This is a genomic window from Streptomyces ureilyticus (genome assembly GCF_011045025.1).
GTDB lineage: Bacteria > Actinomycetota > Actinomycetes > Streptomycetales > Streptomycetaceae > Streptomyces > Streptomyces ureilyticus.
In genome coordinates this window covers 29482-54485 of the sequence record NZ_JAAKZX010000018.1, presented here as the reverse complement: position 1 = coordinate 54485, position 25004 = coordinate 29482, and the positions used below count along the sequence as shown (strand labels likewise).

Genomic DNA, 25004 nt, shown 5'->3' with positions numbered 1-25004 from the left:
GGAATCTGTCCAACCGACGACCGTCAGGCCCAGGTAATCAGCCGCTTCGGCTGCTCCAGGATCGCCGCCACATCCGCCAGCACCTTGGAGCCCAACTCCCCGTCCACCAGGCGGTGGTCGAAGCTGAGCGCCAGCGTGGTGACCTGGCGCGGCTTCACCTTGCCCTTGTGGACCCAGGGCTGGGGCTTGATCTGGCCGACGGCGAGGATCGCGGACTCGCCAGGGTTGAGGAGCGGCGTGCCCGTGTCGACGCCGAAGACTCCGACGTTCGTGATCGTGACCGTACCGCCCTGCATGGCAGCGGGGGATGTCCTGCCCTCGCGGGCTGTTGACACCAACTCGCCGAGTGCCTGCGCCAGTTCGGGCAGCGTCTTGGTGTGGGCGTCCTTGATGTTCGGGACGATCAGGCCGCGGGGGGTGGCCGCCGCGATGCCCAGGTTCACGTAGTGCTTGAGCACGATCTCCTGGTTCGCCTCGTCCCAGGACGCGTTCACCTCAGGATGCCGCTTGATCGCCACCAGGAGGGCCTTGGCAATGAGCAGGAGGGGGTTCACGCGCAGGCCCGCGAGGTCCTTGTCCTGCTTGAGCTCCTCGATGAGCTTCATCGTGCGGGTCACGTCGACCGTCACGAACTCCGTGACATGCGGCGCCGTGAACGCCGAGTCGATCATCGCGGTCGCCGTGGCCTTGCGGACGCCCTTGATGGGGATACGGGTCTCACGGGCGCCCTCGTGCGACACCGCCGCCGGTGCCGGCGTCGGCGCGGCGACGGGCGTCTGCACCGGCTCGGGAGCCGGGGGCGCCGACGCCGCGTGCACGTCCTCGCGCGTGATGACCCCGTCCGGCCCGGACGGGGTGACCGTCGCCAGGTCCACGCCCAGGTCCTTGGCCAGCTTGCGCACCGGCGGCTTCGCCAGCGGGCGGCCCACCGGAGTCGTACTGCCGGGCGAGGGCGGACTGCCGGCCGAAGGCGTACCGCCCACCGGAGAGGGGCGGTCCACAGGACTCGTGTGCCCGTTCAGTTCGCCCTGGACCGCAGCCGCAGCCGCCGCCGCGGGCCGCTGGGCCCCTGCCCGGGTCTGGGCCTGCCCCTGGGCCTGCTGAACCGGAACCCCCTTACGGGGACGCCGCTTCGTCGACGCCTCGGCCACGCCGTACCCGACCAGGACCGGTTTGCGCCCCTCGGGTTTCTGCGCCTCCGGCGCGGGCGGGGTCGCAGCCGGAGTCTCCGTTGATGTCTCGGACTCCGCCGCCGGAGCAGCCCCACCGGAGGCAGCCCCGCCCCCCTCGTCGACGGTGATGATCGCCGTGCCCACGTCGACCGTCGTCCCTTCGGGGAACCTGAGCTCCCGCACGACCCCGTTGTACGGAATCGGCAGCTCGACGGCCGCCTTCGCCGTCTCGACCTCGCAGACCACCTGCCCATCGGTGACGGTGTCACCGGGCTGCACGTACCACTTGAGGATCTCGGCCTCGGTGAGTCCCTCGCCCACGTCGGGCATCTTGAACTCCCGCACGGACGCTTCCGTCATCGTCGTCACGACCCTCTCCTCAGTACGCCAGCGAGCGGTCGACGGCATCGAGCACCCGGTCCAGGCCCGGCAGGTACTCGTCCTCCAGGCGCGCCGGCGGATACGGGGCGTGGTAGCCGCCGACCCTCAGGACGGGTGCCTCCAGGTGGTAGAAGCACCGCTCCGTGATGCGCGCGGCGATCTCCGCTCCGGAGCCGAAGAACACCGGGGCCTCGTGGACCACGACCAGGCGGCCGGTCTTCTGGACCGAGGCCTGGACGGTGTCGAAGTCGATCGGCGAGACCGAGCGCAGGTCCAGGACCTCCAGCGACTTGCCCTCCTCCTGGGCGGCGTTCGCGGCCTCCTGGCAGACCTTCACCATCGGGCCGTACGCGGCAAGCGTCAGGTCGCTGCCCTCGCGCACCACACGGGCCTTGTGCAGCGGCCCGGGGATCGCCTCGGGGTCGACCTCGGCCTTGTCCCAGTAACGCCGCTTGGGCTCGAAGAAGATCACCGGGTCGTCGCTGTGGATGGCCTGCTGCATCATCCAGTAGGCGTCGCTCGCGTTCGACGGCGAGACCACCTTCAGGCCCGCCACATGCGCGAACAGCGCCTCCGGGGACTCCGAGTGGTGCTCGACGGCGCCGATTCCGCCGCCGTACGGAATGCGGATGACGACCGGCATCTTGATCTTGCCGAGCGCCCGCGCGTGCATCTTCGCGAGCTGCGTGACGATCTGGTCGTACGCCGGGAAGACGAAGCCGTCGAACTGGATCTCCACCACCGGGCGGTAGCCGCGCAGCGCGAGGCCGATCGCCGTGCCGACGATGCCCGACTCGGCGAGCGGGGTGTCGATGACCCGGTCCTCGCCGAAGTCCTTCTGCAGACCGTCGGTGACCCGGAAGACACCGCCGAGCTTGCCGACGTCCTCGCCCATGATCAGGACCTTGGGGTCGGCGTCGAGGGCCGTACGCAGCGATTCGTTGATCGCCTTGGCCAGCGCCATCTTTTCTGCCGCCATCGCTACTCACCCTCCCCTTCCGCAACGAACGACGCCTGGTAGGCGGCGAACTGGGCCCGCTCCTCGTCGACGAGCGCGTGCCCGTCCGCGTACACGTTCTCGAAGATGGCGAAGTGGTCCGGGTCCGGCATGGCACGTACCACTTCGCGCACTCGCCTGCCCAACGCCTCGCTCTCGGCTTCGAGTTCCCCGAAAAATCCCTCATCCGTGTCAGTTTCGGACGCGAGATAGCTGCGCAGGCGCTGGATCGGGTCCTTCGCCTCCCACGAAATCCGCTCGTCGTCGTGCCGATAGCGGCTCGGGTCGTCGGAGGTGGTGTGCGCGCCCATGCGGTACGTGAACGCCTCGACGAGCGTGGGTCCCTCGCCCCGGCGGGCCCGCTCCAGGGCCCACTTGGTGACGGCCAGGCAAGCCAGTACGTCATTGCCGTCGACGCGTACGCCCGGGAAGCCGTAGCCCTGTGCGCGCTGGTAGAGCGGGACGCGGGTCTGCTTCTCGGTGGGCTCGGAGATGGCCCACTGGTTGTTCTGGCAGAAGAACACGACGGGTGCGTTGTAGACCGCGGAGAAGGTGAACGATTCGGCAACATCGCCCTGGCTGGAGGCGCCGTCTCCGAAGTACGCGATCACGGCCGAGTCCGCGCCGTCCTTGGCCACGCCCATCGCGTAGCCGGTGGCGTGCAGGGTCTGCGAGCCGATGACGATCGTGTAGAGGTGGAAGTTGTTGCTGTTGGGGTCCCAGCCGCCGTTGTTCACGCCGCGGAACATGCCGAGCAGATTGGTCGGGTCGACGCCGCGGCACCAGGCGACGCCGTGCTCGCGGTAGGTCGGGAAGACGTAGTCGTCGTCGCGCAGGGCCCGCCCGGAGCCGATCTGGGCGGCCTCCTGGCCGAGCAGCGAGGCCCATAGGCCCAGTTCGCCCTGACGCTGCAGCGAGGTCGCCTCGGCGTCGAAGCGGCGGGTGAGCACCATGTCGCGGTACAGACCGCGCAGCTCTTCGGGGGTGATGTCGGCGACGTACGGGTCGTACTCGGCGTGCTTGACGCGTTTACCCTCCGGCGTCAACAGCTGCACGAGCTCGGTGCTCGGGCTCGGTGGCTTCTTGGCGCTGGTGCGTTTCGTACCGGCGCTGCGTCGCGGCTTGCGCGCGGCAGTGCTCTCCACGGTCACGTGTGCTCCTCCGTCGGTCCGGCCCCCCGGGATTGCCGGGTGACCAGTGCGGCTCGCCTGTTCCAGTACCCGTGCACGGGTAGGTGCCCTCGGCCGGGAACAGGCGTGACAGGTGCCCCGGCGAGCGCCCTGCAACAAGCACGTTACCCAGTGCCCCACACCCGTGGGAAACCCCTCCTGACCTGCGATTTTGTTTGGATATCCAAGTAGTTTTTAGTCGGATTTCCTAACAGATCGCGCAGGTCGGGAACAGCCGCTGGTCACAGCCTTGCAGGAGGCCGGAACACCGGCACGTTATCCCGGTCACCCAGGGGACGGGAAGAGTTCGCCTTGGTGGAGCAGTGAGCACACTTGGCCTCGCGCCCTCCCCGCGCCCCTCACTGGGCGCCAGGAAGCCGCCCGAACGGCACGCGCGCGTGGAGCCCGTTTTCGGGCCGCACGCGCGCGTGGAGGGTGCTTCGAGGCCGATCAGCCGCCGGTAGTGCCATCGTCGACGGGGTCCGTCGGATCCTCCGACGGCAGCGAGGGATCCGGGTCCGTCGGTTCGTCCGTCGGCTCGTCCGTCGGCTCCGTCTCCGAGGGCTGCGGAGTCGTGGGCTGGTCCGTGGGCTCGGTCGGCTCCTGCGACGGCTCCTGGGACGGCTCGTCCGTCGGGTCGTTCGTCGGCGGCGTGTAGTCCGGGTCATCACCCGTGCCGGCACCGTCGTCCTGCGAGGCCTCGTCCGTCGCCTCGGACGAGGGGCTCTCGCTCGGCGTCGGGTCCTTGTCGGTCTGCGAGGTCGTCGGCGACTTCGTGGGGTCGCCGCCCCCGCCACTGCCGTCGCCGTCGCCCTGGAGGGCCAGCGCGACGCCCGCACCGATGGCGATCACCGCGAGCACGGCCAGGATCCACAGCTTGCCGCGCCCGCCGCCCCGGTTGCCGTGGCCGTTGCCGTCGAAGCCCCCGTCGTCACCTCTGCGGTTCGGCAGAATCGGTGCCGGGATCTGAGAGGTGCCCGAGTCGCTCTGGTGCGGCATGACGTTCGTACCCGCCATGCCCATCGCCGGGGTGCTGCCGCCCTCGTGCAGCATCACGGGGCCGGTGTTCCAGGTGCCGGTGTGGCCGCCCTGGTCGTACAGCATCTGCAGCGCGTACTGGACGAGGCCGCGCATCTCCTCGGCGGTCTGGAACCGGTCGTCCGGCTCCTTCGCGAGGGAGCGCATGACCAGTCCGTCCAGCTCCGGCGGCGCCACGTCCGAGGCCTCGGAGGGAGGCACCGGAATGTCCTGGACGTGCTGGTAGACCACCGACAACGGGGTCTCACCCGTGAACGGCGGCCGCAGCGCGAGAAGTTCGTAGAGCAGACAGCCCGTCGCGTACAGGTCGCTGCGGTGGTCGACCGCTTTGCCGAGCGCCTGCTCGGGCGAGAGGTACTGGGGCGTGCCCATGACCATGCCGGTCTGGGTCATCGTCGACTGCGCGCCGTGCAGGGCGCGCGCGATGCCGAAGTCCATCACCTTCACCGCACCGGTGTTGGTGATGATCACGTTCGCGGGCTTGATGTCGCGGTGCACGATGCCGTGCTGGTGCGAGTACGCCAGCGCCTCAAGCACACCGGAGACGATGATCAGCGCCTGCTCGGGGCCGGGGGCCTCGGCGTTGATCAGCAGATCGCGGATCGTGCGGCCCTCGACGAGCTCCATGACGATGTACGGCACGGTGTTGCCGGCGAACGTGTCCTCGCCGGAGTCGTAGACCGCCACCACCGCATGGTGGTTGAGGCCCGCCACCGACTGGGCCTCGCGCGTGAAGCGGGCCTTGGACACCGGGTCCTCGGCCAGGTCGGAGCGGAGCAGCTTGACCGCGACCGTGCGTCCCAGGCGTACGTCCTCGGCTGCGAATACCTCGGCCATGCCGCCCCGGCCGAGTCTGCGGGTCAGCCGATACCGGCCATCCCCGACAAGCCCGCCGTTACCCCACATGTCCGGCGCATCTGACATACCGCCGCCAGTCGCCTCGGGGTCGGACGGGCCCTGAGCGCGCTGCTGCTGTGCCATCAGTCCTCGCCGTCGTTTCACCCGCGTCCGCGCGGTGGTTGTTACCGTCTCCAACGGGCCACGCTACAGCCTCCACACGAGGCGCCGGTCCGAGATGGACGGGTCATGAAACCCGTAGCCGGTCTTCGGGTGCAAATTCTGTGTACCGACCGCACGGCACCTGTAACGCTTCCGCGACGCTTCTTTCGCGTACGGTCACGGATCGGGCACCGCGCTTGACGTGTCAGTGCCCTCCGGCAGACTTGGCCGGGAATGGGTCAAAGGATCACCGACCGCGGGAGCACATCAGCAGCTTTCGCCCGCGCGACGGCGCACGCCAATGGGGGACGCAGAACATGAGCCAGGACGGCGCACAGGGCCGGTACGCGGGGCGTGCGGTCGCCGGCGGCCGCTATCAGCTGCGTGATCTGCTCGGCGAAGGCGGCATGGCCTCGGTCCATCTCGCATACGACTCGGTGCTCGACCGACAAGTAGCGATCAAGACACTTCACACAGAGCTGGGACGCGAACAAGCCTTCCGCGAGCGCTTCCGCCGCGAGGCCCAGGCAGTGGCGAAACTCACGCACACGAACATCGTCTCGGTCTTCGACACCGGCGAGGACGATCTTGACGGTGTGACCACGCCGTACATCGTCATGGAGTACATCGAGGGCAAGCCGCTCGGCTCCGTCCTCGATGCGGACATGGCGCAGTACGGCGCGATGCCCTCCGACAAGGCACTGAAGATCACCGCGGATGTGCTGGCGGCGCTGGAGATCAGCCACGAGATGGGCCTCGTCCACCGCGACATCAAGCCGGGCAACGTGATGATGACGAAGCGGAACGTCGTCAAGGTGATGGACTTCGGCATCGCCCGCGCCATGCAGTCCGGCGTCACCTCCATGACCCAGACCGGCATGGTGGTCGGCACCCCGCAGTACCTCTCGCCGGAGCAGGCGCTGGGCCGGGGCGTGGACGCCCGCTCGGACCTGTACTCCGTCGGCATCATGCTCTTCCAACTGGTCACCGGGCGGCTCCCGTTCGAGGCGGACTCGCCGCTCGCGATCGCGTACGCACACGTCCAGGAGGAGCCCGTCGCGCCCTCCTCGATCAACCGCTCGCTGCCGCCGGCCGTGGACTCACTGATCGCCCGCGCGCTGAAGAAGAACCCGAACGAGCGCTTCCCGAGCGCCGAGGCGATGCGCGACGAGTGCCAGCGCGTGGCCCAGTCGCTGCACACGGCCGCGCCGAGCATCGTCCCGGGCGCGCAGACGTCGAGCGGCGCCGGGGTCGGCTCCGCGGTCTTCCCGCCGGTCGACCAGACGGGCCCGAGCGCGTCGGGGAACGTCCAGACGCCGTACACGCCTAGTCCGTACGGCCCGCCGACGCCCTCGCCCGCGCCGCAGTCCCCGGCCTACGGCTATCCCCAGCAGGGCGGCTACCCGACGCCTGCGCAGACCGCGGCGTACTCCCCGCAGCAGGGCATGTCGACCCCGCCGCCGTACACGATCTCCCCGCAGCAGCCCTCGGCGCCCTCCCCGGGCGGCGGCGGCCGCAAGAGCAACCTGCCGGTGATCATCGGCTCGGCCATCGTCGCGCTCACCGCCGTCGTCAGCCTGATCGTGGCGCTGAACATGGGCGGCGACGAGGAGGGCGGTGGCGGCGACGCCAGCGCCTCGCCTACGCAGCAGCAGGAGGCCGGGTACAAGGGACCGGACCCGTCGAAGACGATGGAGCCGGACGAGTGCACGGAGCCGGACGAGTCGTACAACGACCCCAACAAGATCAAACTGCCCGACTTCACCTTCAAGAACATCGACTCGGTGAAGAAGTGCATGCAGCAGGCGGGCTGGCAGTACTCGGAGAAGCCGGTCGAAGAGAACACCTACGGCGACGGCACGATCATGAACCAGTTCCCCGCGAAGGACACCGACGTCGACCCCAACAATATGCCCAAGATCGAACTCGGCGTCTCGACGGGCAATCCTGCCTGATCCTCCGGACCGCTGATCCTCCGGACAGACAGACAGGCCGGGACGGACACGCAAGCGGCTTGACATGCGAACGGCCACGCGAAGGGGCCCGGCATCCATGCCGGGCCCCTTTCGTCTGCGCGCCGCCGCTTTACGTGTACGGATCTACACCTACGCCTCTACCTGTGCCGCGCTCACAGGTACGGCCCGCCCGAGCGGCCGCCCATGGGCGGCTCTTCGTCGCCCTCGCCGCCGACCCCCGGCGGCAGGGCGCGGCGCATCTGCTCCAGCTGGGCGCGGGCCGCCATCTGCTGGGCGAACAGGGTCGTCTGGATTCCGTGGAAGAGGCCCTCCAGCCAGCCCACCAACTGGGCCTGCGCGATGCGCAACTCCGCGTCGGAGGGGACCGCCTGTTCCGTGAACGGCAGGGACAGCCGCTCCAGTTCCTCGACGAGGTCGGGAGCGAGACCGTCCTCCAGCTCCTTCACCGAGCTGGCGTGGATCTCTTTGAGGCGGACCCGGCTCGCCTCGTCCAGAGGTGCCGCCCGCACCTCCTCCAGCAGCTGCTTGATCATGCTCCCGATGCGCATGACCTTGGCGGGCTGCTCCACCATCTCCGTCACCGGGACCTCGCGGGAGTCGTCGTCTCCTCCGCCACCGAGAGCCATACCGTCCTGGCCCACGACCAGGATCTGTGGGTTCTCCGGCGACCTTTCGTTCCTCGGCATCTCCATGCCGCCATTCTCTCGCACGCGTACACCTCACCACCTTGGTGCCCCCTCACGAAAGAGATCCATCACCGAATGCGACCAGATGCCGGAATGCGGGGCGCGTGTGACGCTTGATGCGTCTGGGCGCCCGAGCTTCGGGAGGGGGTCACCGACATGACTCCGTGGCTTCGCACGCTGGGTCTGGGTACAGGGGGCCTGCTGCTGGTCCTGGGGACGGCACCCGCACCTGTCTCGTACGCGTCGTCCGCCCCGTCCGCCCCGTCCGCCTTGATGGTCGCCCCGCCGGCTGCTTCGTACGCCGTCGACCCCCTCCCCGCCGAGTCGCGCGCCGGCAGCGGTGCGGGCGTGGGGCGGCAGCGGCCGGGGCGGCAGGCGGTACCGGGGGAGGAAGCCCCCGGCATACGCACGGAAATGGACCCCGGCGTCCCCGAAGTGCCGGATATCCCGGTCGGCCCGGAGACCGGCGTCGACGCCGACGTGGGCGCCGACGTGGGCCCTGAGCCGTCACGGCACGCCGCGCCGTCGTCCTCTTCCTCGGAACCCGTGTGGCGCGTGTTCTCCCTGGGCAGCGGCCTGGTGCTCATCGGGCTCGGCCTGGGACTCGCGTTCCTCGGCCTGCGCGTACGGCGCGGCTGAGACGCCGCAGGGCAGGGCGCTGAAGCTGTCTTACGGGAGCGTCAGCAGCACCTTCCCGATGTGCCCGCTCTCCTCCAGCACGCGGTGCGCCGCGGCTGCCTCGCTCATCGGCAGCTCACGGTCGACGACCGGGCGTACATGGCCGCCGGAGATCAGCGGCCAGACGTGCTCGCGTACGGCCGCGACGATCGCCGCCTTCTCTGCGACGGGCCGGCCCCGCAACGAGGTCGCGGTGATGGCGGCCCGCTTGCCCAGGAGCGCGGCGAGGTTCAGCTCGCCCTTGACGCCGCCCTGCAGGCCGATGATCGCGAGGCGGCCGTTGGTGGCGAGCGCCTTGACGTTCCGGTCCAGGTACTTGGCGCCCATGATGTCGAGGATGACGTCCGCGCCCGCACCGTCCGTAGCGGTCCTGATCTCCTTGACGAAGTCCTGCTCGCGGTAGTTGATCAGCACATCCGCGCCCAGATCGGCGCAGTGGTCCAGCTTCTCCTTGCTGCCCGCCGTGACGGCGACCTTCGCGCCGACCGCCTTGGCCAGCTGGATCGCCATGGTGCCGATGCCGCTCGCTCCGCCGTGCACGAGGAGGGTCTCGCCGGGGCGGAGGTGGGAAATCATGAAAACGTTGGACCAGACGGTGCAGGTCACCTCCGGCAGCGCGGCCGCCTGCTGAAGCCCGATGCCCTCGGGTACGGGCAGCAGCTGTCCTGCCGGTACGGCGACCTTCTCGGCGTACCCGCCGCCCACGAGCAGCGCGCACACCTCGTCGCCGACGGCCCATCCCGAGACGCCGGGGCCGAGCGCGGCGATGCGTCCGGAACATTCGAGTCCCGGGTACGGGGAGGTGCCGGGCGGTGGGTCGTAGAAGCCCTGCCGCTGGAGGAGATCGGCGCGGTTGACCGCCCCGGCCACCACCTCGACCAGCACTTCGCCCTCTCCGGGCACCGGATCCGGGACCGCGTCCCACACCAGTGCCTCGGGCCCGCCAGGTTCAGGAATCGTGATCGCACGCATGCGGCGAGGCTACTCCCGGGGTTTCGGCCGGCCGATGACCCCTCCTGCCGGTGGCTCGATCCCGGGCAGGCGCTTGGTATCGGGCGCGACCTGCGTATGCGGCGACTTCCGCACGATGGTGATCAGACGGTCCGTCAACTGGAGCTTCCCGAGGGCCGGATCGTCGTATCCGAGCACACGATGCCCTCGTACGACACTGACCACCAGGTCGTCCACGTCCCGCGGCCCGCGCCCCGCCTCGGCCTTCACAACGGGCCGTTCGACGATGTCGAGCCCGCTGCCCTGCTGGATGAGGTCCTCCAGGACCATGCCCGCGCTGGGGCTGAGCACCGAGAGCCCGAGCAGCCGGCCGGCCGCGCTCGCGCTGGTGATGACGACATCGGCGCCGGACTGGCGCAGCAGCGGCGCGTTCTCCTCCTCGCGGACCGCGGCCACGATCTTCGCCCCGCGGTTGAGCTGCCGGGCCGTCAGCGCCACGAGTACGGCTGTGTCGTCGCGCTGGGTCGCGATGATGATCTGCCGCGCCTTCTGCACCTCGGCCCGGAGCAGGACATCGCTGCGCGTGGCATCGCCGACCACACCGGCGTACCCGTCGGCCGTCGCCGCGTCGACCACCTTCGTACTGGGGTCGACGACCACGACCTGCTCCTTCTTCAGCCCCGTCGCACACACGGTCTGGATCGCCGACCGCCCCTTCGTCCCGAAGCCGATGACAACGGTGTGGTCTCGCAAGGCCGTCCTCCAGCGGTTCAGTCGCCATTCCTCCCGGGTGCGCTCGGTGAGGACCTCGAGAGTGGTGCCGACCAGGATGATCAGGAAGAGCACGCGCAGCGGCGTGATCACAAAGATGTTGGTGAGCCGAGCGGCGTCGCTGACCGGGGTGATATCGCCGTACCCGGTGGTCGAGAGGGTGACCGTCGCGTAGTAGAAGGCGTCGAGCAGGTCGACGCCGCCGTCGGAGTTGTCGTTGTAGCCGTCGCGGTCGAGGTAGACGAGGAAGCCGGTCGCGACCAGGATCAGCAGCGCGATGACGACGCGCTTGGCGACCTGGCGAAACGGGTGTTCCACGGTTCGGCGGGGAAGCCTCACCCGCTGGGTCACGAGACGTTCGTCGGCCTGGCGGGCGATCGCGTCATGGCCCGGAAGTTTCACGTGAAACACTCCCCGATCCGGTTCATATGAGAGTCACCCCGAGCCGGTTCATACGAGACCTGCCGCCATGTCGGCCGTCGCCCACGGCAGTTCGAGGATCTCCAGCTCCTGGCCGGGACGGCCACCGCCGGGCGGAACGACCGCGAGCGCGTCGGCCACGGCGATGCCGCGCAGCATGGCCGGGCCGTTGTAGTGCAGCGGCACGGCCCGCTCCTCGCGCAACACGACGGGGATCAGCCGGGTGTCGTACGGATGCCCGTGCGCCTCGTCCCGCAGGGGCAGCGTGTACGGCTCCGGGGCCGGGCGTCCCGCGAGCGTACGCAGCAGGGGTTCGGCGAGGGTGAGCAGGCCGGAGACGGCGGCGAGGGGGTTGCCGGGCAGACCGACGAGGTGCTGGTTCTCCCTGGTACGGGCCAGCAGCATGGGGTGGCCGGGGCGCACCTTGACGCCGTTCACGAGGAGCTGGGCGCCGATGCGGCGCAGGGTGGGGTGGACGTGGTCGACCGGGCCCGCGGCGGTGCCGCCGGTGGTGACGATGAGGTCGGCTTCGGAGTGCTGCAGCGCCTTGTGCAGGGCCTCGGCGTCGTCACCGAGCCTGCGCACCGCGATGACGTCCGCGCCGAGTGCGCGCAGCCAGGGCGGCAGCATGGGGCCGAGCGCGTCACGGATGAGTCCTTCGTGGGGCAGGCCCTCCGTGAGCAACTCGTCGCCCAGGACGAGGACTTCGGCGCGTGGGCGCGGGACGGCGGAGACGGTGTCGTATCCGGCGGCGGCCGCCAGCCCGAGCACGGGCGGGGTGACCAGCGTCCCGGGAGGCAGGAGGGCGTCACCGGAGCGGCATTCCTGGCCGCGCGGCCGGATGTCCTGGCCGTGCACGACGTCCCGGGTCGCGTGCAGCCGGTCCTTGTCGTCGGTGCGGCCGTGTTCGCTGCGCAGGACAGCGGTGGCGTCCTGCGGGATGCGTGCGCCGGTTGCGATCCGGACCGCCTCGCCGTCGGTGAGCGGCGCCGGCTCGGCGTGCCCGGCGAGCACCCCTTCGGGCCGTACGTGCCACGGGCCGGGTCCGGCGACCGCCCAGCCGTCCATCGCGGAGGTGTCGAACGACGGGAGGTCGGTGAGGGCAGTGAGAGGGGCGGCGAGGACGAGACCCAGCGCGGCGTCGAGCGGGACGGAGACTGGGGCGGCCGGGGCACGGAGGGCTCGCGCTGCGGTGGCGCGTGCTTGTGGCCAGGGGGTGGCCTCGCCGGGCCGGTGGGCATCCCTGTCCTTGACCAAGGCGAGGGCCTCCTCCACGTCGAGGTCGACGTCCTCGTACTGCCCGTGTGCGGTCATCCGGCGTCCGGGCGGGCCTCGGTGGCGGTGGCGGACCCGGGCTCGGACGGGGCCGCCCTGGCGTCCTCCTCCGCCCAGCGCAGCGCGAGCGCTGTCGCCTTGCGGGTAGCCTCGGCCACTGCCTCCGGGCCTCCCTTGGTCTGCGCCGCCGCGTATCCGACGAGGAACGTCGTCAGCGGGGCCGCGGGCCGGGCCACATTGTGTGCGGCATCGCGGGCGAGATCGAGCAGGGCGCCGGTGTCGACCTCGAGGTCGATGCCCAGCTCTTCTTTGACGGCGGAAATCCATTCATCCAACACGTGCCCATGCTCCCTGATACGTGCCCGGGCGGCAGCGATGTCGTCCCAGGTGTCGCAGTCGAAGGACGCGACGGGGTCGGTGATACGGGTCAGATCGAGCGCACCGGTGAGCAGCCGCAGCGGCAGCCCGGCCAGACCACCGTGCTCGACGCCGAGCGCCGCCAGCTCACGGCGCAGCGCCGCACTCCGGTACGCGGCCACGAGCGGCTGGTCGCGGCCATCGGGGTCGGTGAGCAGCACACCTTCCGTGTCGGTCGACCGAAGGGCCGCCAGCAGCCGTCGTACCGTCTCCTCGTCGAGGAACGGCAGATCGGCGGAGAGCACCAGGACATACGGGGCCGAGGTGCGCCGCAGCCCGGTGTCGAGAGCGGCCAGCGGACCCGCGCCGGGCGGGTCCTCGCGCGCCCACAGCACCGGACGCGCGGTGGCCCTGCGTTCGGCCACCACCACGGTGGTGGCGGCGGAGGAACAGGCGGCCAGGACCCGGTCGAGCAGCGGCCGACCGCCCACGCGCACACCGGGCTTGTCGGCGCCGCCGAGCCGCCGGGCGGCACCCCCGGCGAGCACGACGGCGTCGTGTACTTCGACGCCGAAGTCGCCGGGGGTGCCGGCATCGCCGGAGGGCTGGTACGCGGTCACCCCACGAGTATGCGTGCCACCGCGATCACAGGGAACGCAGGAGCACCGCCGGCTGCTCCACGCAGTCCGCGACATACCGCAGGAAACCGCCCGCCGTGCCGCCGTCGCACACCCGGTGGTCGAAGGTGAGCGAGAGCTGGACGACCTGCCGCACCGCCAGCTCGCCCTGGTGCACCCAGGGCTTGGGGGCGATCCGGCCGACGCCGAGCATGGCCGCCTCGGGGTGGTTGATGATCGGCGTGGAGCCGTCGACGCCGAACACGCCGTAGTTGTTCAAGGTGAAGGTCCCGCCGGTGAGTTCCCCGGGCGTGAGCGTCCCGGTCCGCGCCGCCTCGGTGAGGCGCCCGAACTCCGCGCTCAGCGACTGGGCGTCCCGCGTGTGCGCGTCCTTCACCACCGGCACGACGAGCCCCCGCTCGGTCTGCGCCGCGAACCCGAGGTGCACTTCGTCGAGCTGTACGACCTCCCGAGCGTCCATGTCGACCCTGGAGTTGAGCTCGGGATGACGGGCGAGGGCTGCGGTGCAGATGCGGGCGAGCAGCGCGAGGAGAGAGATCTTCGGTCCGCCGGCCGCGTTCATTGCCACGCGCGCGTTCAGGAGTTCCGTCGCGTCGGCATCCACCCAGCAGGTCGCGTCGGGGATCTCGCGACGGCTCCGGGCGAGCTTGTCGGCGACGACACCGCGTATGCCTCGCAGGGGGATGCGGGTGCCGGAGGCTGCGGGAACGCTTGCCGCGTGCGCGGGTGCCTCACCGGCGGGCGCGGCAGGCACGTGCGCGTGGGGGGCGACTGAGGGCTCCGGCCCTGTCGGCGCGTACGACACACCCCCGGTCTCCGTCCCCCGGCCGCGTGCACTAGCGCCGCGCGCCGCGTGCTCCACGTCTGCCCGCAGAATCAGTCCGTCGGGTCCGGATCCGGCCAACTCCCGCAGATCCAGACCGTATTCCCTGGCCAGCCGCCGCACGAGCGGGGAGATCACCGGCACCGGACCATCAGCACGGCGTCCGCTCCCGTCGCCCGGTCGGCCCTCGGTGGAAGCCACGTCCTGCGCGAGACGGCGGGCGGCGGCCTCGTGCGCCGCCGCTCCCATGGCACCGCTGTCCGTACCCCGGTCTGCGGACGCCGTCTCCGCACCGCGACCGGCCGACGCCCCGTCGGCGCTGCCAGGCCCCTCCGTGGGTCGGCCCGGCGGCCGCCGCCCGGCAGACGCCGGGGCGCTCGGCCGCACCCGTCCGCGCCGCGCGGGCGGCGTTCCCGTGCCGTACCCCACGAGTACATTGCCGGATCCCTCGTCCGCGTCACCGGAGGCGGACGCTCCGACCGCCACCGTCAACAGCGGTGCTCCGACGGGCAGTTCCATGCCCTCCTCGCCGAAGCGGGACGTGACCACGCCGCCGTACGGGCACGGCACCTCGACCATCGCCTTGGCCGTCTCGACCTCGACGACCGGCTGGTCGACAGCCACGACATCGCCGACCTGGACGAGCCAGCGGACGATCTCCGCCTCGGTGAGCCCTTCGCCGAGGTCGGGCAGCTTGAATTCGAGGACCTGGGGCATCAGTTCTCCGCCTCCCACTGCAGCCGCGCGACCGCGTCCAGGATGCGGTCGACGCCGGGCAGATGGTGCCGCTCCAGCATCGGCGGCGGGTACGGGATGTCGAACCCGGCCACCCGCAGTACCGGCGCCTCCAGGTAGTGGAAGCACCGCTCGGTGACCCGCGCGGCGATCTCCCCTCCCGGTCCGCCGAAGGTCCCGGACTCGTGCACCACGACGGCCCGCCCCGTGCGCCGTACGGACGCGGTGACCGTCTCGTCGTCGAACGGCACCAGGGAGCGCAGATCGACGACTTCGAGGTTCCAGCCTTCGGCCCGCGCCGCCTCGGCCGCCTCCAGGCAGACAGGCAGGGACGGCCCGTACGTGATCAGCGTGGCGCTCCGGCCCGAGCGCCGCACCACCGCGCGGCCTATCGGTTCAACGGCCGTTGGCTCCTCGGGGTTCCAGGAGTCCTTCGACCAGTACAGGCGCTTGGGTTCGAGGAAGACGACGGGGTCGTCGGAGGCGATGGCGGCACGCAGTAGCCCGTACGCGTCGGCGACCGTCGCGGGCGTGACGACATGGAGCCCCGGAGTCGCCATGTAATACGCCTCGGAGGAGTCGCTGTGGTGCTCGACGCCGCCGATGCCTCCCCCGTAGGGGACACGGATCGTGAGCGGCAGCGACATCGCCCCGCGGGTGCGGTTGCGCATCCGCGACACATGCGAGATCAACTGCTCGAAGGCGGGGTACGCGAAGGCGTCGAACTGCATCTCCACGACCGGCCGCAGCCCGTACATGGCCATGCCGACCGCCGTCCCCAGGATGCCCGCCTCGGCCAGCGGCGTGTCCGTACAGCGGTCCTCGCCGAACTCCTTGGTGAGCCCGTCGGTGACCCGGAAGACACCGCCGAGGGTGCCGACGTCCTCACCCATGACGTGGACGGCCGGATCGGCGGCCATCGCGTCGCGCAGGGCGCGGCCGAGGGCCTGCGCCATGGTGGCCGGTTTCACGGCGACCGTGGTCATCGCGGCGCTCCCTCCGACTCGTGATGCCGCTCCTCGGCGGCCAGTTCGGCCCGCAACTGTGCCTCCTGCTCCAGGAGTTGGGTCGTGGGCCGGTCGTAGACGTGCCCGAAGAGGTCCATCGGGTCGAGCGCCGGGTCCTGGTTCATGCGCTCGCGCAGATCCGCGGCCATCGCCTCGGCGTCCTCGCGCGCGGCCTGGATGCCGGCCTCGTCGAGGAGTCCGCGCTCGGTCAACGCGTGCTCCAGGAGGGCGATCGGGTCGTGTGCGCGCCAGGCCTCGACCTCCGAGTCGGCGCGGTAGCGCTTGTCGTCGTCGGCGTTCGTGTGGGCTTCCATGCGGTACGTCACCGCCTCCACGAGCGTCGGTCCGCCTCCCGCGCGCGCGTGGGCCACGGCTTCGCCGAGGACCTGGTGCACCGCGACCGCGTCGTTTCCGTCGACCAGGCGGCCCGGCATGCCGTAGCCGACCGCCTTGTGGGCGAGGGACGGCGCGGCGGTCTGCTTGGCGAGCGGGACGGAGATCGCGAAGCCGTTGTTCTGGACGAGGAAGACGACCGGGGCCTGCCAGACGGCGGCGAAGTTCAGCGCCTCGTGGAAATCGCCCTCACTGGTGCCGCCGTCACCGACCAGGGCGAGCGCGACCACGTCGTCGCCCTGAAGACGTGCGGCGTGTGCGAGGCCCACGGCGTGCGGGAGTTGGGTTGCGAGAGGGGTGCACAGGGGCGCGATACGGCGCTCGCGGGGGTCGTATCCGCTGTGCCAGTCGCCCCGCAGGAGGCCCAGGGCCTGGACGGGGTCGAGTCCGCGGGCGACGGCGGCGAGCGTGTCGCGGTAGCTGGGGAAGAGCCAGTCGCGCTCTTCGAGGACGAGCGCGGCAGCGACCTGGCAGGCCTCCTGGCCGGTGGAGGAGGGGTAGACCGCCAGCCTGCCCTGCTTGGTGAGGGCGGTGGCCTGCGTGTTGTAGCGACGGCCGCGCACCAGCTCCCCGTACAGACGACGCAGCAGCTCCGGGTCGGCCTCGGCCGCCGCGTCCGTGCCGAGGACGCGGTACGGAACCTCGTCCGGCAACAGTGGGGCGGGGTCGGTGCGGGGCTGCCAGGCAGGCGGCGGGGTGGGCCGATAGGCGCCCCGCTGCTCCATGACCGTCATGACGGCACCTCCTCGTGGGAGCGGTTCGACGGCACACCGGCTGTGATGCGCCTCACCTACCGATTGTTCGGTCGTCGGCACATTTTGGCTACAGGCAGCTTCAGGCTGTGGACAAACGGTTCTCCACAGCCTGGGATGGATGCAGTACGTCCATGGTATGGAGGCGGGGGGACATGGCACCTGAACAAATGGCCGAGGGACCGGAGGACGGCCGCGCCGACACCCCTCCGCGTCCGCTGGACGCCATCGATCAGGACATCCTCCAGATGCTGCGCTCGGACGGCCGCGCCTCCATACGGTCCGTCGCCGAGCGCGTCCATGTGTCCCGGGCCAACGCGTACGCGCGCATCAACCGGCTCATCGAGGACGGCGTGATCCTCGGCTTCGGCGCCCGCATCAACCATGAGCGGGCCGGGAAGGGAGCCGCCGCTTACATCACCCTGAAGATCGTGCAGAACTCCTGGCGCACGGTGCGCGAACAACTGCGCGCGCTCCCCGAGGTGGCCCATATCGCCCTGGTCAGCGGGGACTTCGACGTACTGCTCCTGGTGCACACACCGGACAACAGGAATCTGCGCGACCTGGTGCTGACTCGCCTCCAGTCCATCCCGGAGGTCCTCAGCACCCGGACGCTGCTCGTCTTCGAGGAGGAGGACGTGGAGCCGGAGGGCTGAACTTCCCGCCCGCGGCCCGGCTTCTTCGGGCCGTGCGGCCCCGCCCTCACTCCTCCTTGCGGAGCCCTTCGAAGACCAACCGAACGACCGCGTCGGCGACTTCGCGCTCACCCACGCCCCGGCCGTCGGGCCGGTACCACTCGACGAGCGAGTTGATCATCCCGAAGACCAGCCTGGTGGCGAGCCCGAACTCGACGTCCGCGCGCACGTCGCCGTCGGCCGCCGCTTCCTTCATGAGTTCGGCCACCCGGTGGTCGAACTCCCGGCGCCGTTCCAGGGCCCAGCGCTCGGTGCCGGTGTTGCCGCGTACCCGCAGCAGGAGCGTCACGTACGGCAGTTCGGCGGTGAGCACCTCGACCATGCGCCGGGTGACGTACTCCAGTCGCCGCACGGCACGCCCCACGCGCGCGTGCTCCTCGTCGAGGATCCCGAAGAGGCCGTCCAGCGCCCGGCTCACGGCCCGCCGCAGCAGCTCCTCCTTGCCCGCGACATGGTGGTATATCGACGACTTGGAGATGCCGGCCGCCTTGGAGAGGTGCTCCATGGACGTGCCGTCGTAGCCGCGGTCGTTGAAAACCCGCACGGCAACGGAGAGCAGCGTCTCCGGTGTGTACGTGTCGCGCTTGGCGGTGGTCATGGGGTGCCCTCCCGCTTCTCGGAGGCGTACGCATGGCGGTAGAGCGCGAGGGACGGCGCGTACCGTCCGGAGGGGTCGCGCAGATGCAGCTCCTCCAGGACGTCGTAGGCCCAGCTCTTGCCGAGCTTGCGGCTCCATTCGAAGGGCCCCAGCGGGTAGTTGACGCCCAGGCGCATCGCCGTGTCGATGTCCTCCTCGGTGGCCACCCCCTTGGTGACCGCGTCGTGCGCCAGGTCGATGATGCGGGCCACGGTGCGGGCGACGATCGACCCGGGTACGTCCCCGATGACGCTGACGTCCTTGCCGAGCGCCTGGAAGAGCCCGGTGGCCTCGGCGAGAGTCCCCGGCTGGGTGTCCTGCGAGGCGGACAGGGCGATCCGGGTCGCCTTGCGGTAGTCGAGCGCCAAATCGAAGTAGACGACGTCTCGGAACTCGACGGAGGTCTGTCCGTCCGCGAGGGCCAGTTGTCCGCCGCTGGGCAGCACCAGGCGGGTGCCGTGGTCCTCCTCGTCCTCGCGGACCTGAATGCCCGCCTCGCGGATCAGCGGGAGCAGTTCGGCCGCGGGGCCCAGGCCTCCCTCGGCGACGACGTACGCGGGCGGCTGGGCCTTCTCCGCGGTGTGCGGCTCGGGCCGCTCCGCGTCGTCCCCGTACGCGTACCAGCCGCGTCCCGTCTTGCGGCCGTGCCGGCCCGACTCGACGAGCCGCCGCTGGGCGAGCGAGGGCGTGAACCGCACGTCCTGGAAGAAGGCCTCCCACACGGAGCGGGTGACCGACTCGTTGACGTCCTGCCCGATGAGGTCGGTCAGCTCGAAGGCGCCCATCTTGAAGCCACCGGATTCGCGCAGGACGGCGTCGATCGTGGCGGGGTCGGCGGCCTGGGCCTCGTAGACCGCGAAGGCCTCGGCGTAGAAAGGCCGCGCGATGCGGTTGACGATGAAGCCGGGGGTGTCGGCGCAGGCGACCGAGGTCTTCCCCCAGGCGCGTGCCGTCTCGTACGCGCATGTGGCCGACGTGACGTCCGTCGCGAACCCGGAGACGACCTCCACGAGCGGCAGCAGCGGCGCGGGGTTGAAGAAGTGCAGGCCGACGAAGCGGCCGGGGTTGCGCAGGGCGCCACCGATGGCGGTCACCGACAGGGAGGAGGTGTTGGTGGCGAGCAGGCAGTTCTCCGTGACGATCTCCTCAAGCTCGCGCAGCAGCTGCTGCTTGACGTCGAGCCGTTCCAGGACGGCCTCGACGACGAGATGCGAGTCGGCCAGCTCGGCCAGGGTTTCGGCGGGGCTGAGGCGAGTGCGCGCGGCGTCCCGGTCGGCGCCGGTCAGCCGGTCCTTCTCGACCAGCCGGTCGAGGCGGGCGCCGATGGCCTCGGCCGCGGCCCGGGCCCGGCCGGGGGCGGCGTCGTACAGCCGCACGGGATGGCCCGCGACCAGTGCGACCTGGGCGATGCCCTGGCCCATGGTGCCCGTGCCGACGACGGCCACCGGCGCGGCGAGGTCGAGTGCTGTCATGCTCGCGATCCTCCCGCACGGGGTTTTCCACAGCTTCGGCGGACCCTCTTGTCCCGACCGATCGTTCGGTTACTCTAACTCTGACTGCCCACCCGTCGCCCACCACCACCCTGAACGAGACGCTTCGCGTCACGCCTCTCAATATTTCCGCCCAGGTCGCGAGCTCAATGAAGAGCTCTAGAGACGAGGAGTTGGTCCCTGATGGCCGCCGAACTCACCGCGCACCAGCTGATCGCCCAGCACCGGCCCACCCTCGATCAGGCGCTGGAAACGATCCGCACGCGCGCGTACTGGTCCCCGCACCCCGAGCACCCCAAGGCGTACGGCGAGGACGGCAGCCTGAGCCTGGCGGAGGGCAAGGCCGCCTTCGATGCCCTCCTGGGCACCCGCCTCGACCTGGGCCAGCCCGGCACCGACGACTGGGTGGGCGGCGAAGTCTCCCCGTACGGCATCGAGTTGGGGGTCACGTATCCGCACGCGGACATCGACGTCCTGCTGCCCGCCATGAAGGCCGGGCAGCGCGCGTGGCGCGACGCGGGCGCTGAGATGCGCGCGGTGGTGTGCCTGGAGATCCTCAAGCGGATCAGCGACCGGACGCATGAGTTCGCGCACGCGGTCATGCACACCAGTGGCCAGGCCTTCATGATGGCGTTCCAGGCGGGCGGCCCGCATGCCCAGGACCGCGGCCTGGAGGCGGTGGCGTACGCGTATGTGGAGCAGGTCCGAACTCCGGACACCGCGGAGTGGACGAAGCCTCAGGGCAAGCGTGAGCCCCTGGCGCTGAACAAACAGTTCATGCCGGTGCCGCGCGGTATCGCCCTGCTGATCGGCTGCAATACCTTCCCTACGTGGAACGGCTATCCGGGCCTGTTCGCCTCCCTGGCCACGGGCAACCCGGTCCTGGTCAAGCCCCATCCGCGCGCGGTGCTGCCGCTCGCCCTCACCGTCCAGGTGGCACGCGAGGTGCTCGCCGGGGCGGGCTTCGACCCGAACCTGGTGGCGCTGGCCGCCGAGCGCCCCGGCGAAGGCATCGCCAAGAACCTGGCCACCCGCCCCGAGATCCGGATCATCGACTACACGGGCTCGACGGCGTTCGGCGACTGGCTGGAGGCCAACGCCCGGCAGGCGGAGGTCTACACGGAGAAGGCCGGCGTCAACACGGTGATCGTGGAGTCGACCGACAACTACAAGGGGATGCTGTCGAACCTCGCCTTCTCCTTGTCCCTCTACAGCGGCCAGATGTGCACGACCCCGCAGAACCTGCTGATCCCCCGCGATGGCATCCGTACGGAGGAGGGCCCCAAGTCGTACGACGAGGTGGTCGCCGATCTCGCCAAGTCGGTCGGCGGACTCCTAGGGGACGACGCCCGCGCGAACGCCCTGCTCGGTGCGATCGTGAACCCGGACGTGAAGGCCCGCCTGGAGGCCGCGTCGGGCCTCGGCGAAGTCGCCCTGGCCTCACGGGAGATCCGCAACCCGGACTTCCCGGACGCGGTCGTCCGTACGCCCGTGATCGTGAAGCTGGACGGCGCCAAGCCCGATGCCGAGGCGGCCTACATGAGCGAGTGCTTCGGGCCGGTCTCCTTCGCGGTCGCGGTCGACTCGGCCGAGGAGGGCGTGGAGCTGCTGCGGCGGACGATCAGGGACAAGGGCGCCATGACGGTCGGCGCGTACACGACTTCCCAGGAGGTCGAGCAGGCCGTCCAGGAGGCCTGCCTGGAGGAGTGCGCCCAGCTCTCGCTGAACCTGACCGGCGGGGTGTACGTCAACCAGACGGCGGCCTTCTCGGACTTCCACGGCTCGGGCGGCAACCCGGCGGCGAACGCGGCGCTGTGCGACGGGGCGTTCGTGGCGAACCGCTTCCGGGTGGTGGAGGTGCGCCGGGAGGCGTGAGCCTGCACCTTCGGAGGGTCAGGCCGGGCGGACGTCAGGACCGCCCGGCACGGGCACGCTTCCGGCCGCGCCCCCAGCCGCGCTCCAGTGGAACAGGGTCATGGCCACACTGGTGGCGAGGTTGTAACTGGAGACCTGGGGGCGCATCGGCAGGGACACCAAGTGGTCGGCGCGGGCGCGCAGTTCCGGCGACAGTCCGCTGCGTTCGGAGCCGAAGGCGAGCAGGGCGTCGTCCGGGAGCTTGAGGCCACGGATGTCCTCGCCCTCCGGGTCGAGGGCGAACACCGGGCCCGGAGGCAGTTCGTGCACGGCGAGCCGCTCCACGGCCGTCGCGAAGTGCAGCCCCGCCCCGCCGCGTACGACCGTGGGATGCCAGGGATCGAGGGTTCCGGTCGTGACCACACCGGTCGCCCCGAAGCCGGCGGCGAGACGGATCACGGCTCCGGCGTTGCCCAGGTTGCGCGGATTGTCGAGCACCACGACGGGGGCGGGCCAGGGGGTTCGGGCCAGCGTCTCCAGGTTGGCCGCACGGGAGGGACGTACCGCCAAAGCGGCCACCGCGGTGGGGTGCGGCCGGGGGACGAGGGCTTTGAAGACGTCCTCCGGGACCTGAGCCAGGAGCCCGTCGAGCGTGTCCCGTACGTCCGGGGCCAGTTCCTCGGCCAGCGCGAGGGCGGCCCGCCGGTCGGCGGTGACGGCCACCGGGACCTCGGCGTGGAAGCGTACGGCGTGCTTGAGGGCGTGGAAGCCGTCGAGCAGTACGGAGGTGTCGGCGAGCCGGTGCCAGGCGCGTACGGGGTCGTGGAGGGCCGTCATGCGGTGAAGCCTACGTGCGGGTGCTCGGCCTTCTCCGGGGTGCGCTGATCACCCTTGCGGGGCCCCGGGATCGTAGGGCGGCTGCCACGGGAAAACAGCCGCACGCGCGCGCGTGCCGCCCATCTGCCGAGGCGGCGCAGGAAGGACGACGGCAGGAAGACCGCGTCCGCCGCGATCATGGCGAGCGAGAAGAACGGCAGGCCGAGCACCACGGCGATCACGGCGTGCTCAGTGATCATGGCTGCCAGCAGGACGTTCTTCACCCGCCGGTTGAACAGCGTGAAGGGGAAGGCGACCTGCACGACGACCGTCCCGTACGTCACCAGCATCACCAGCGTGCCGTTCGCGGTCAGCAGTTCGGCGAGGGCGGGCCAGGGCGAGAAGTAGTCGAGGTGGAGCGGGTAGTAGACGGCGGTGCCGTCTTGCCAGCGTGAGCCCTGGATCTTGTACCAGCCGGCGGTCGCGTAGATCAGGCACGCCTCGGCCATGATCATGAACAGGGCGGCGTTGTGGAGGAGGTTGGCGAGGACGTCCAGGAAGATCCGCGGCTCGGCGGTCCGCGCCCGGTGTGAGACCAGCCACCACAGGCCCTGCGCCGCCCACAGCCCCCAGAAGAACGTCAGCCAGCCGCCCAGGAAGCCGCCGTCGACCTTCCCCGCGAGCGTGGCCGCGGCCAGCAGGAATCCGAGCACGCCCCACAGGGCGGGGCCCACCCTGTCCGGGCCGGAACGCTCTCCACGCGCGCGTGCCTCACGTCCGCGACGTTCCCGCCGCTCGTCCAGGGACCACACCTGGCCGCAGCGCGTGAACACCAGGTAGATCGCCATCAGGTGGATGACGTTGTCCCCGCCGTCACCCATGAAGACGCTGCGGTTCTGCAGCGAGAGCACGCCGATCATGAAGAGCACGGACATGGCGCGGGTCCGCCAGCCCAGCATCAGCAGGGCGCTCGACAGCACGGCCAGTACGTAGACGATCTCGAACCAGATCAGGCTGTCGGACCACATCAGGGCCGTGAACGCGCGATTGTCCGCGATGAGCTGCTGGGCGAGGTCCCAGCTCCAGGGCCCGTCCGGTCCGTACATGTCCCGGCGGTGCGGGAACTCCCGCAGTAGGAACACCAGCCAGGTGGCGGCGAAGCCGATGCGTATGACGGCGGTCTGATATGGGCCGAGCGCAGCACCGGTGACCCGGGAGATGCCGCGTGCGAGCTTCCGGTCGAGGCGGGATGCGCTCTCGAGAGTGCCGGTGCGGTCGTCGCTGCTCACTGGGCCCCCGCCTCTGTCCTCGTGTCGCGCGTGCCTGCCGCCCGGTCGGCCTCGGTCACCGGCCACCAGGGCAGTTCGCGGAAGGCGGGCTTGTCGGACACCTTCTCCGTGCTCCACTGAGGAGGCGGCACATTGGTCGTACGGGAGCGGACCTTGACCTGCTGGACGACCGCACCCTGGCCGCCCGCCTGCTCACGGTCCAGGCGCAGCACCACAAGGCGGCGCAGATAGCGCTCGGAGAGGGCGCCGCGCAGGCCGTCGGGACGGTTCTCGTTGTCGTGCGTGCCCACGTAGAAGTCCCAGGCGCGGCGCAGGGCGTTCTGCTCGGTGTGGCTGGGCAGCAGGTTGCCGTCGATGGCCGCGCCGTCCAGTGCGGATAGGTCGTACCAGCGGGTCGTCCGGATGCCGCCGTCAGTGGCCCGCACCTCGGCGCGGACCTGGACGGCGATGTTCTGCTGCAGCGGGTTGGGGGCGAAGAGCTTCCAGTTCTGCTCGAACTCGGGGTAGACCCACTCGTCGATCGCCTGTCCATGCTGCTTGGTGACCGTGTTCGAGGGCGCGACGTGCAGAAACATCATGCCGAGGTGCACACAGGCGGCGACCGTGACGACGGCGAGGGCCAGGGCGACGGCGATCTGGTAGCGGAGGGAAAGGGCGGCTATGCCGTTGGGGGGAGAGTGCGCGGAGTCGTACTGCGGGGGCGCTGGGTGGTTCGGCGGGGGTGCGGCGCCTGCCGCGCGCTCGTCCGGCGAGAGCCCGGCAGGCGCTGCGCGGTCGTCCGGCGGGTGAGAGTCGATGGCGGCGGGCTCGGGCTCGTCCGGCGGCTCGTGCCGGGGGTTCGAGCCCTCGTCGTACGCGTCCATTCCGCCCCGTTTCCCGATGTCCGCCATATTCCGTCGCAGGCCGGCCCGGTGCCGTACCACCCGCGGGATGCCGCGCCGCGACGTTCGCACCGGCACGGTACTTAAGCCCGCCCTCCCGGCACAGCCCCGGCGAACACAGCGA

General features: G+C 70.6%; 21 protein-coding genes. 4 read left to right on the top strand and 17 right to left on the bottom strand.

The window, feature by feature from the left end; all coding sequences use genetic code 11:
• Positions 1-23 precede the first annotated feature (23 nt).
• From G6048_RS08790 to G6048_RS08775, 4 genes are all read right to left on the bottom strand, one after another.
• Positions 24-1541 (bottom strand): dihydrolipoamide acetyltransferase family protein, encoded by a 1518-nt coding sequence (locus G6048_RS08790; protein ID WP_165338889.1) that lies wholly within the window; start codon positions 1539-1541, stop codon positions 24-26.
• Positions 1542-1551: 10 nt separating this feature from the next.
• Positions 1552-2532, bottom strand: coding sequence for an alpha-ketoacid dehydrogenase subunit beta (locus tag G6048_RS08785; RefSeq protein WP_165338888.1), 981 nt, complete (start codon positions 2530-2532; stop codon positions 1552-1554).
• Positions 2533-2534: 2 nt separating this feature from the next.
• Positions 2535-3701, bottom strand: coding sequence for a pyruvate dehydrogenase (acetyl-transferring) E1 component subunit alpha (gene pdhA, locus G6048_RS08780; protein ID WP_033320385.1), 1167 nt, complete (start codon positions 3699-3701; stop codon positions 2535-2537).
• A gap of 468 nt (positions 3702-4169) precedes the next feature.
• Positions 4170-5738 (bottom strand): protein kinase domain-containing protein, encoded by a 1569-nt coding sequence (locus G6048_RS08775; RefSeq protein ID WP_165338887.1) that lies wholly within the window; start codon positions 5736-5738, stop codon positions 4170-4172.
• A gap of 335 nt (positions 5739-6073) precedes the next feature.
• Here G6048_RS08775 and G6048_RS08770 point away from each other — a divergent pair, with 335 nt between their 5' ends.
• Positions 6074-7711 carry a protein kinase domain-containing protein gene (locus G6048_RS08770; RefSeq protein ID WP_165338886.1) on the top strand — a complete coding sequence of 546 codons (1638 nt, stop codon included), beginning with the start codon at positions 6074-6076 and terminating at the stop codon, positions 7709-7711.
• A 173-nt stretch (positions 7712-7884) separates the two neighbouring features.
• Here the strand turns inward: G6048_RS08770 and G6048_RS08765 are convergent, their stop codons facing one another.
• Complete coding sequence (locus G6048_RS08765; protein WP_165338920.1) at positions 7885-8424, bottom strand: bacterial proteasome activator family protein; 540 nt, start codon at positions 8422-8424, stop codon at positions 7885-7887.
• A gap of 150 nt (positions 8425-8574) precedes the next feature.
• Between G6048_RS08765 and G6048_RS08760 the strand changes: the two genes are divergently transcribed.
• The gene (locus tag G6048_RS08760) at positions 8575-9057 is read left to right on the top strand and encodes a hypothetical protein (protein WP_165338885.1); all 483 of its coding nucleotides are present in this window, start codon (positions 8575-8577) and stop codon (positions 9055-9057) included.
• 30 nt (positions 9058-9087) lie between these two features.
• Here G6048_RS08760 and G6048_RS08755 read toward each other — a convergent pair whose 3' ends face one another.
• The 7 genes from G6048_RS08755 to pdhA (G6048_RS08725) are packed head-to-tail and all read right to left on the bottom strand — an operon-like array spanning position 9088 to position 17200.
• The gene (locus G6048_RS08755) at positions 9088-10068 is read right to left on the bottom strand and encodes an NAD(P)H-quinone oxidoreductase (RefSeq protein WP_165338884.1); all 981 of its coding nucleotides are present in this window, start codon (positions 10066-10068) and stop codon (positions 9088-9090) included.
• A gap of 9 nt (positions 10069-10077) precedes the next feature.
• A complete protein-coding gene (locus G6048_RS08750; protein ID WP_328825717.1) occupies positions 10078-11229 on the bottom strand; it encodes a potassium channel family protein in 1152 nt (383 codons plus the stop codon).
• 39 nt (positions 11230-11268) lie between these two features.
• Positions 11269-12552 (bottom strand): molybdopterin molybdotransferase MoeA, encoded by a 1284-nt coding sequence (locus tag G6048_RS08745; protein WP_165338882.1) that lies wholly within the window; start codon positions 12550-12552, stop codon positions 11269-11271.
• The gene (locus G6048_RS08740) at positions 12549-13490 is read right to left on the bottom strand and encodes an NTP transferase domain-containing protein (RefSeq protein ID WP_328825715.1); all 942 of its coding nucleotides are present in this window, start codon (positions 13488-13490) and stop codon (positions 12549-12551) included. Before G6048_RS08740 ends, G6048_RS08745 begins: the two co-directional genes overlap by 4 nt.
• A gap of 25 nt (positions 13491-13515) precedes the next feature.
• Complete coding sequence (locus G6048_RS08735; protein WP_165338880.1) at positions 13516-15048, bottom strand: dihydrolipoamide acetyltransferase family protein; 1533 nt, start codon at positions 15046-15048, stop codon at positions 13516-13518.
• Positions 15048-16052 (bottom strand): alpha-ketoacid dehydrogenase subunit beta, encoded by a 1005-nt coding sequence (locus G6048_RS08730; protein ID WP_165338879.1) that lies wholly within the window; start codon positions 16050-16052, stop codon positions 15048-15050. The genes G6048_RS08735 and G6048_RS08730 overlap by 1 nt, the downstream gene beginning before the upstream one ends.
• Positions 16049-17200: a pyruvate dehydrogenase (acetyl-transferring) E1 component subunit alpha gene (pdhA, locus tag G6048_RS08725; protein ID WP_165338878.1), complete on the bottom strand. Its 1152-nt coding sequence runs from the start codon at positions 17198-17200 to the stop codon at positions 16049-16051. The genes G6048_RS08730 and pdhA (G6048_RS08725) overlap by 4 nt, the downstream gene beginning before the upstream one ends.
• A gap of 188 nt (positions 17201-17388) precedes the next feature.
• On the opposite strand from pdhA (G6048_RS08725), the gene G6048_RS08720 reads away from it, so the two are divergent.
• On the top strand, positions 17389-17874 hold the full coding sequence (locus G6048_RS08720; protein ID WP_165338919.1) for an Lrp/AsnC family transcriptional regulator: 486 nt from the start codon (positions 17389-17391) through the stop codon (positions 17872-17874).
• A 46-nt stretch (positions 17875-17920) separates the two neighbouring features.
• On the opposite strand, the gene G6048_RS08715 is transcribed toward G6048_RS08720, so the two are convergent.
• Both G6048_RS08715 and G6048_RS08710 read right to left on the bottom strand, forming a co-directional pair.
• On the bottom strand, positions 17921-18511 hold the full coding sequence (locus G6048_RS08715; RefSeq protein WP_165338877.1) for a TetR/AcrR family transcriptional regulator: 591 nt from the start codon (positions 18509-18511) through the stop codon (positions 17921-17923).
• Positions 18508-20022, bottom strand: coding sequence for a 3-hydroxyacyl-CoA dehydrogenase (locus G6048_RS08710; protein ID WP_165338876.1), 1515 nt, complete (start codon positions 20020-20022; stop codon positions 18508-18510). Before G6048_RS08710 ends, G6048_RS08715 begins: the two co-directional genes overlap by 4 nt.
• Positions 20023-20223: 201 nt before the next feature.
• Here G6048_RS08710 and paaN point away from each other — a divergent pair, with 201 nt between their 5' ends.
• Positions 20224-21915, top strand: a complete 1692-nt coding sequence (gene paaN, locus G6048_RS08705; RefSeq protein ID WP_165338875.1) for a phenylacetic acid degradation protein PaaN — start codon at positions 20224-20226, stop codon at positions 21913-21915.
• 18 nt (positions 21916-21933) lie between these two features.
• On the opposite strand, the gene G6048_RS08700 is transcribed toward paaN, so the two are convergent.
• From G6048_RS08700 to G6048_RS08690, 3 genes are read right to left on the bottom strand one after another with little or no spacing between them, the layout of a single operon-like run.
• A complete protein-coding gene (locus tag G6048_RS08700; protein WP_165338874.1) occupies positions 21934-22731 on the bottom strand; it encodes a TrmH family RNA methyltransferase in 798 nt (265 codons plus the stop codon).
• Positions 22728-23999, bottom strand: coding sequence for an HTTM domain-containing protein (locus G6048_RS08695; protein ID WP_328825714.1), 1272 nt, complete (start codon positions 23997-23999; stop codon positions 22728-22730). The genes G6048_RS08700 and G6048_RS08695 overlap by 4 nt, the downstream gene beginning before the upstream one ends.
• Positions 23996-24862, bottom strand: a complete 867-nt coding sequence (locus G6048_RS08690; protein ID WP_165338918.1) for a DUF5819 family protein — start codon at positions 24860-24862, stop codon at positions 23996-23998. Before G6048_RS08690 ends, G6048_RS08695 begins: the two co-directional genes overlap by 4 nt.
• Positions 24863-25004: the final 142 nt, after the last annotated feature.

What these genes read in the sequence shown, in the direction of transcription:
- G6048_RS08785 (WP_165338888.1), bottom strand. Translation starts at nt 2,532, where the DNA reads ATGGCGGCAGAAAAGATGGCGCTGGCCAAGGCGATCAACGAATCGCTG.
- G6048_RS08775 (WP_165338887.1), bottom strand. Translation starts at nt 5,738, where the DNA reads ATGGCACAGCAGCAGCGCGCTCAGGGCCCGTCCGACCCCGAGGCGACT.
- G6048_RS08770 (WP_165338886.1), top strand. Translation starts at nt 6,074, where the DNA reads ATGAGCCAGGACGGCGCACAGGGCCGGTACGCGGGGCGTGCGGTCGCC.
- G6048_RS08765 (WP_165338920.1), bottom strand. Translation starts at nt 8,424, where the DNA reads ATGGAGATGCCGAGGAACGAAAGGTCGCCGGAGAACCCACAGATCCTG.
- G6048_RS08760 (WP_165338885.1), top strand. Translation starts at nt 8,575, where the DNA reads ATGACTCCGTGGCTTCGCACGCTGGGTCTGGGTACAGGGGGCCTGCTG.
- G6048_RS08755 (WP_165338884.1), bottom strand. Translation starts at nt 10,068, where the DNA reads ATGCGTGCGATCACGATTCCTGAACCTGGCGGGCCCGAGGCACTGGTG.
- G6048_RS08745 (WP_165338882.1), bottom strand. Translation starts at nt 12,552, where the DNA reads ATGACCGCACACGGGCAGTACGAGGACGTCGACCTCGACGTGGAGGAG.
- G6048_RS08735 (WP_165338880.1), bottom strand. Translation starts at nt 15,048, where the DNA reads ATGCCCCAGGTCCTCGAATTCAAGCTGCCCGACCTCGGCGAAGGGCTC.
- G6048_RS08730 (WP_165338879.1), bottom strand. Translation starts at nt 16,052, where the DNA reads ATGACCACGGTCGCCGTGAAACCGGCCACCATGGCGCAGGCCCTCGGC.
- pdhA (WP_165338878.1), bottom strand. Translation starts at nt 17,200, where the DNA reads ATGACGGTCATGGAGCAGCGGGGCGCCTATCGGCCCACCCCGCCGCCT.
- G6048_RS08720 (WP_165338919.1), top strand. Translation starts at nt 17,389, where the DNA reads ATGGCCGAGGGACCGGAGGACGGCCGCGCCGACACCCCTCCGCGTCCG.
- G6048_RS08715 (WP_165338877.1), bottom strand. Translation starts at nt 18,511, where the DNA reads ATGACCACCGCCAAGCGCGACACGTACACACCGGAGACGCTGCTCTCC.
- G6048_RS08710 (WP_165338876.1), bottom strand. Translation starts at nt 20,022, where the DNA reads ATGACAGCACTCGACCTCGCCGCGCCGGTGGCCGTCGTCGGCACGGGC.
- paaN (WP_165338875.1), top strand. Translation starts at nt 20,224, where the DNA reads ATGGCCGCCGAACTCACCGCGCACCAGCTGATCGCCCAGCACCGGCCC.
- G6048_RS08700 (WP_165338874.1), bottom strand. Translation starts at nt 22,731, where the DNA reads ATGACGGCCCTCCACGACCCCGTACGCGCCTGGCACCGGCTCGCCGAC.
- G6048_RS08690 (WP_165338918.1), bottom strand. Translation starts at nt 24,862, where the DNA reads ATGGACGCGTACGACGAGGGCTCGAACCCCCGGCACGAGCCGCCGGAC.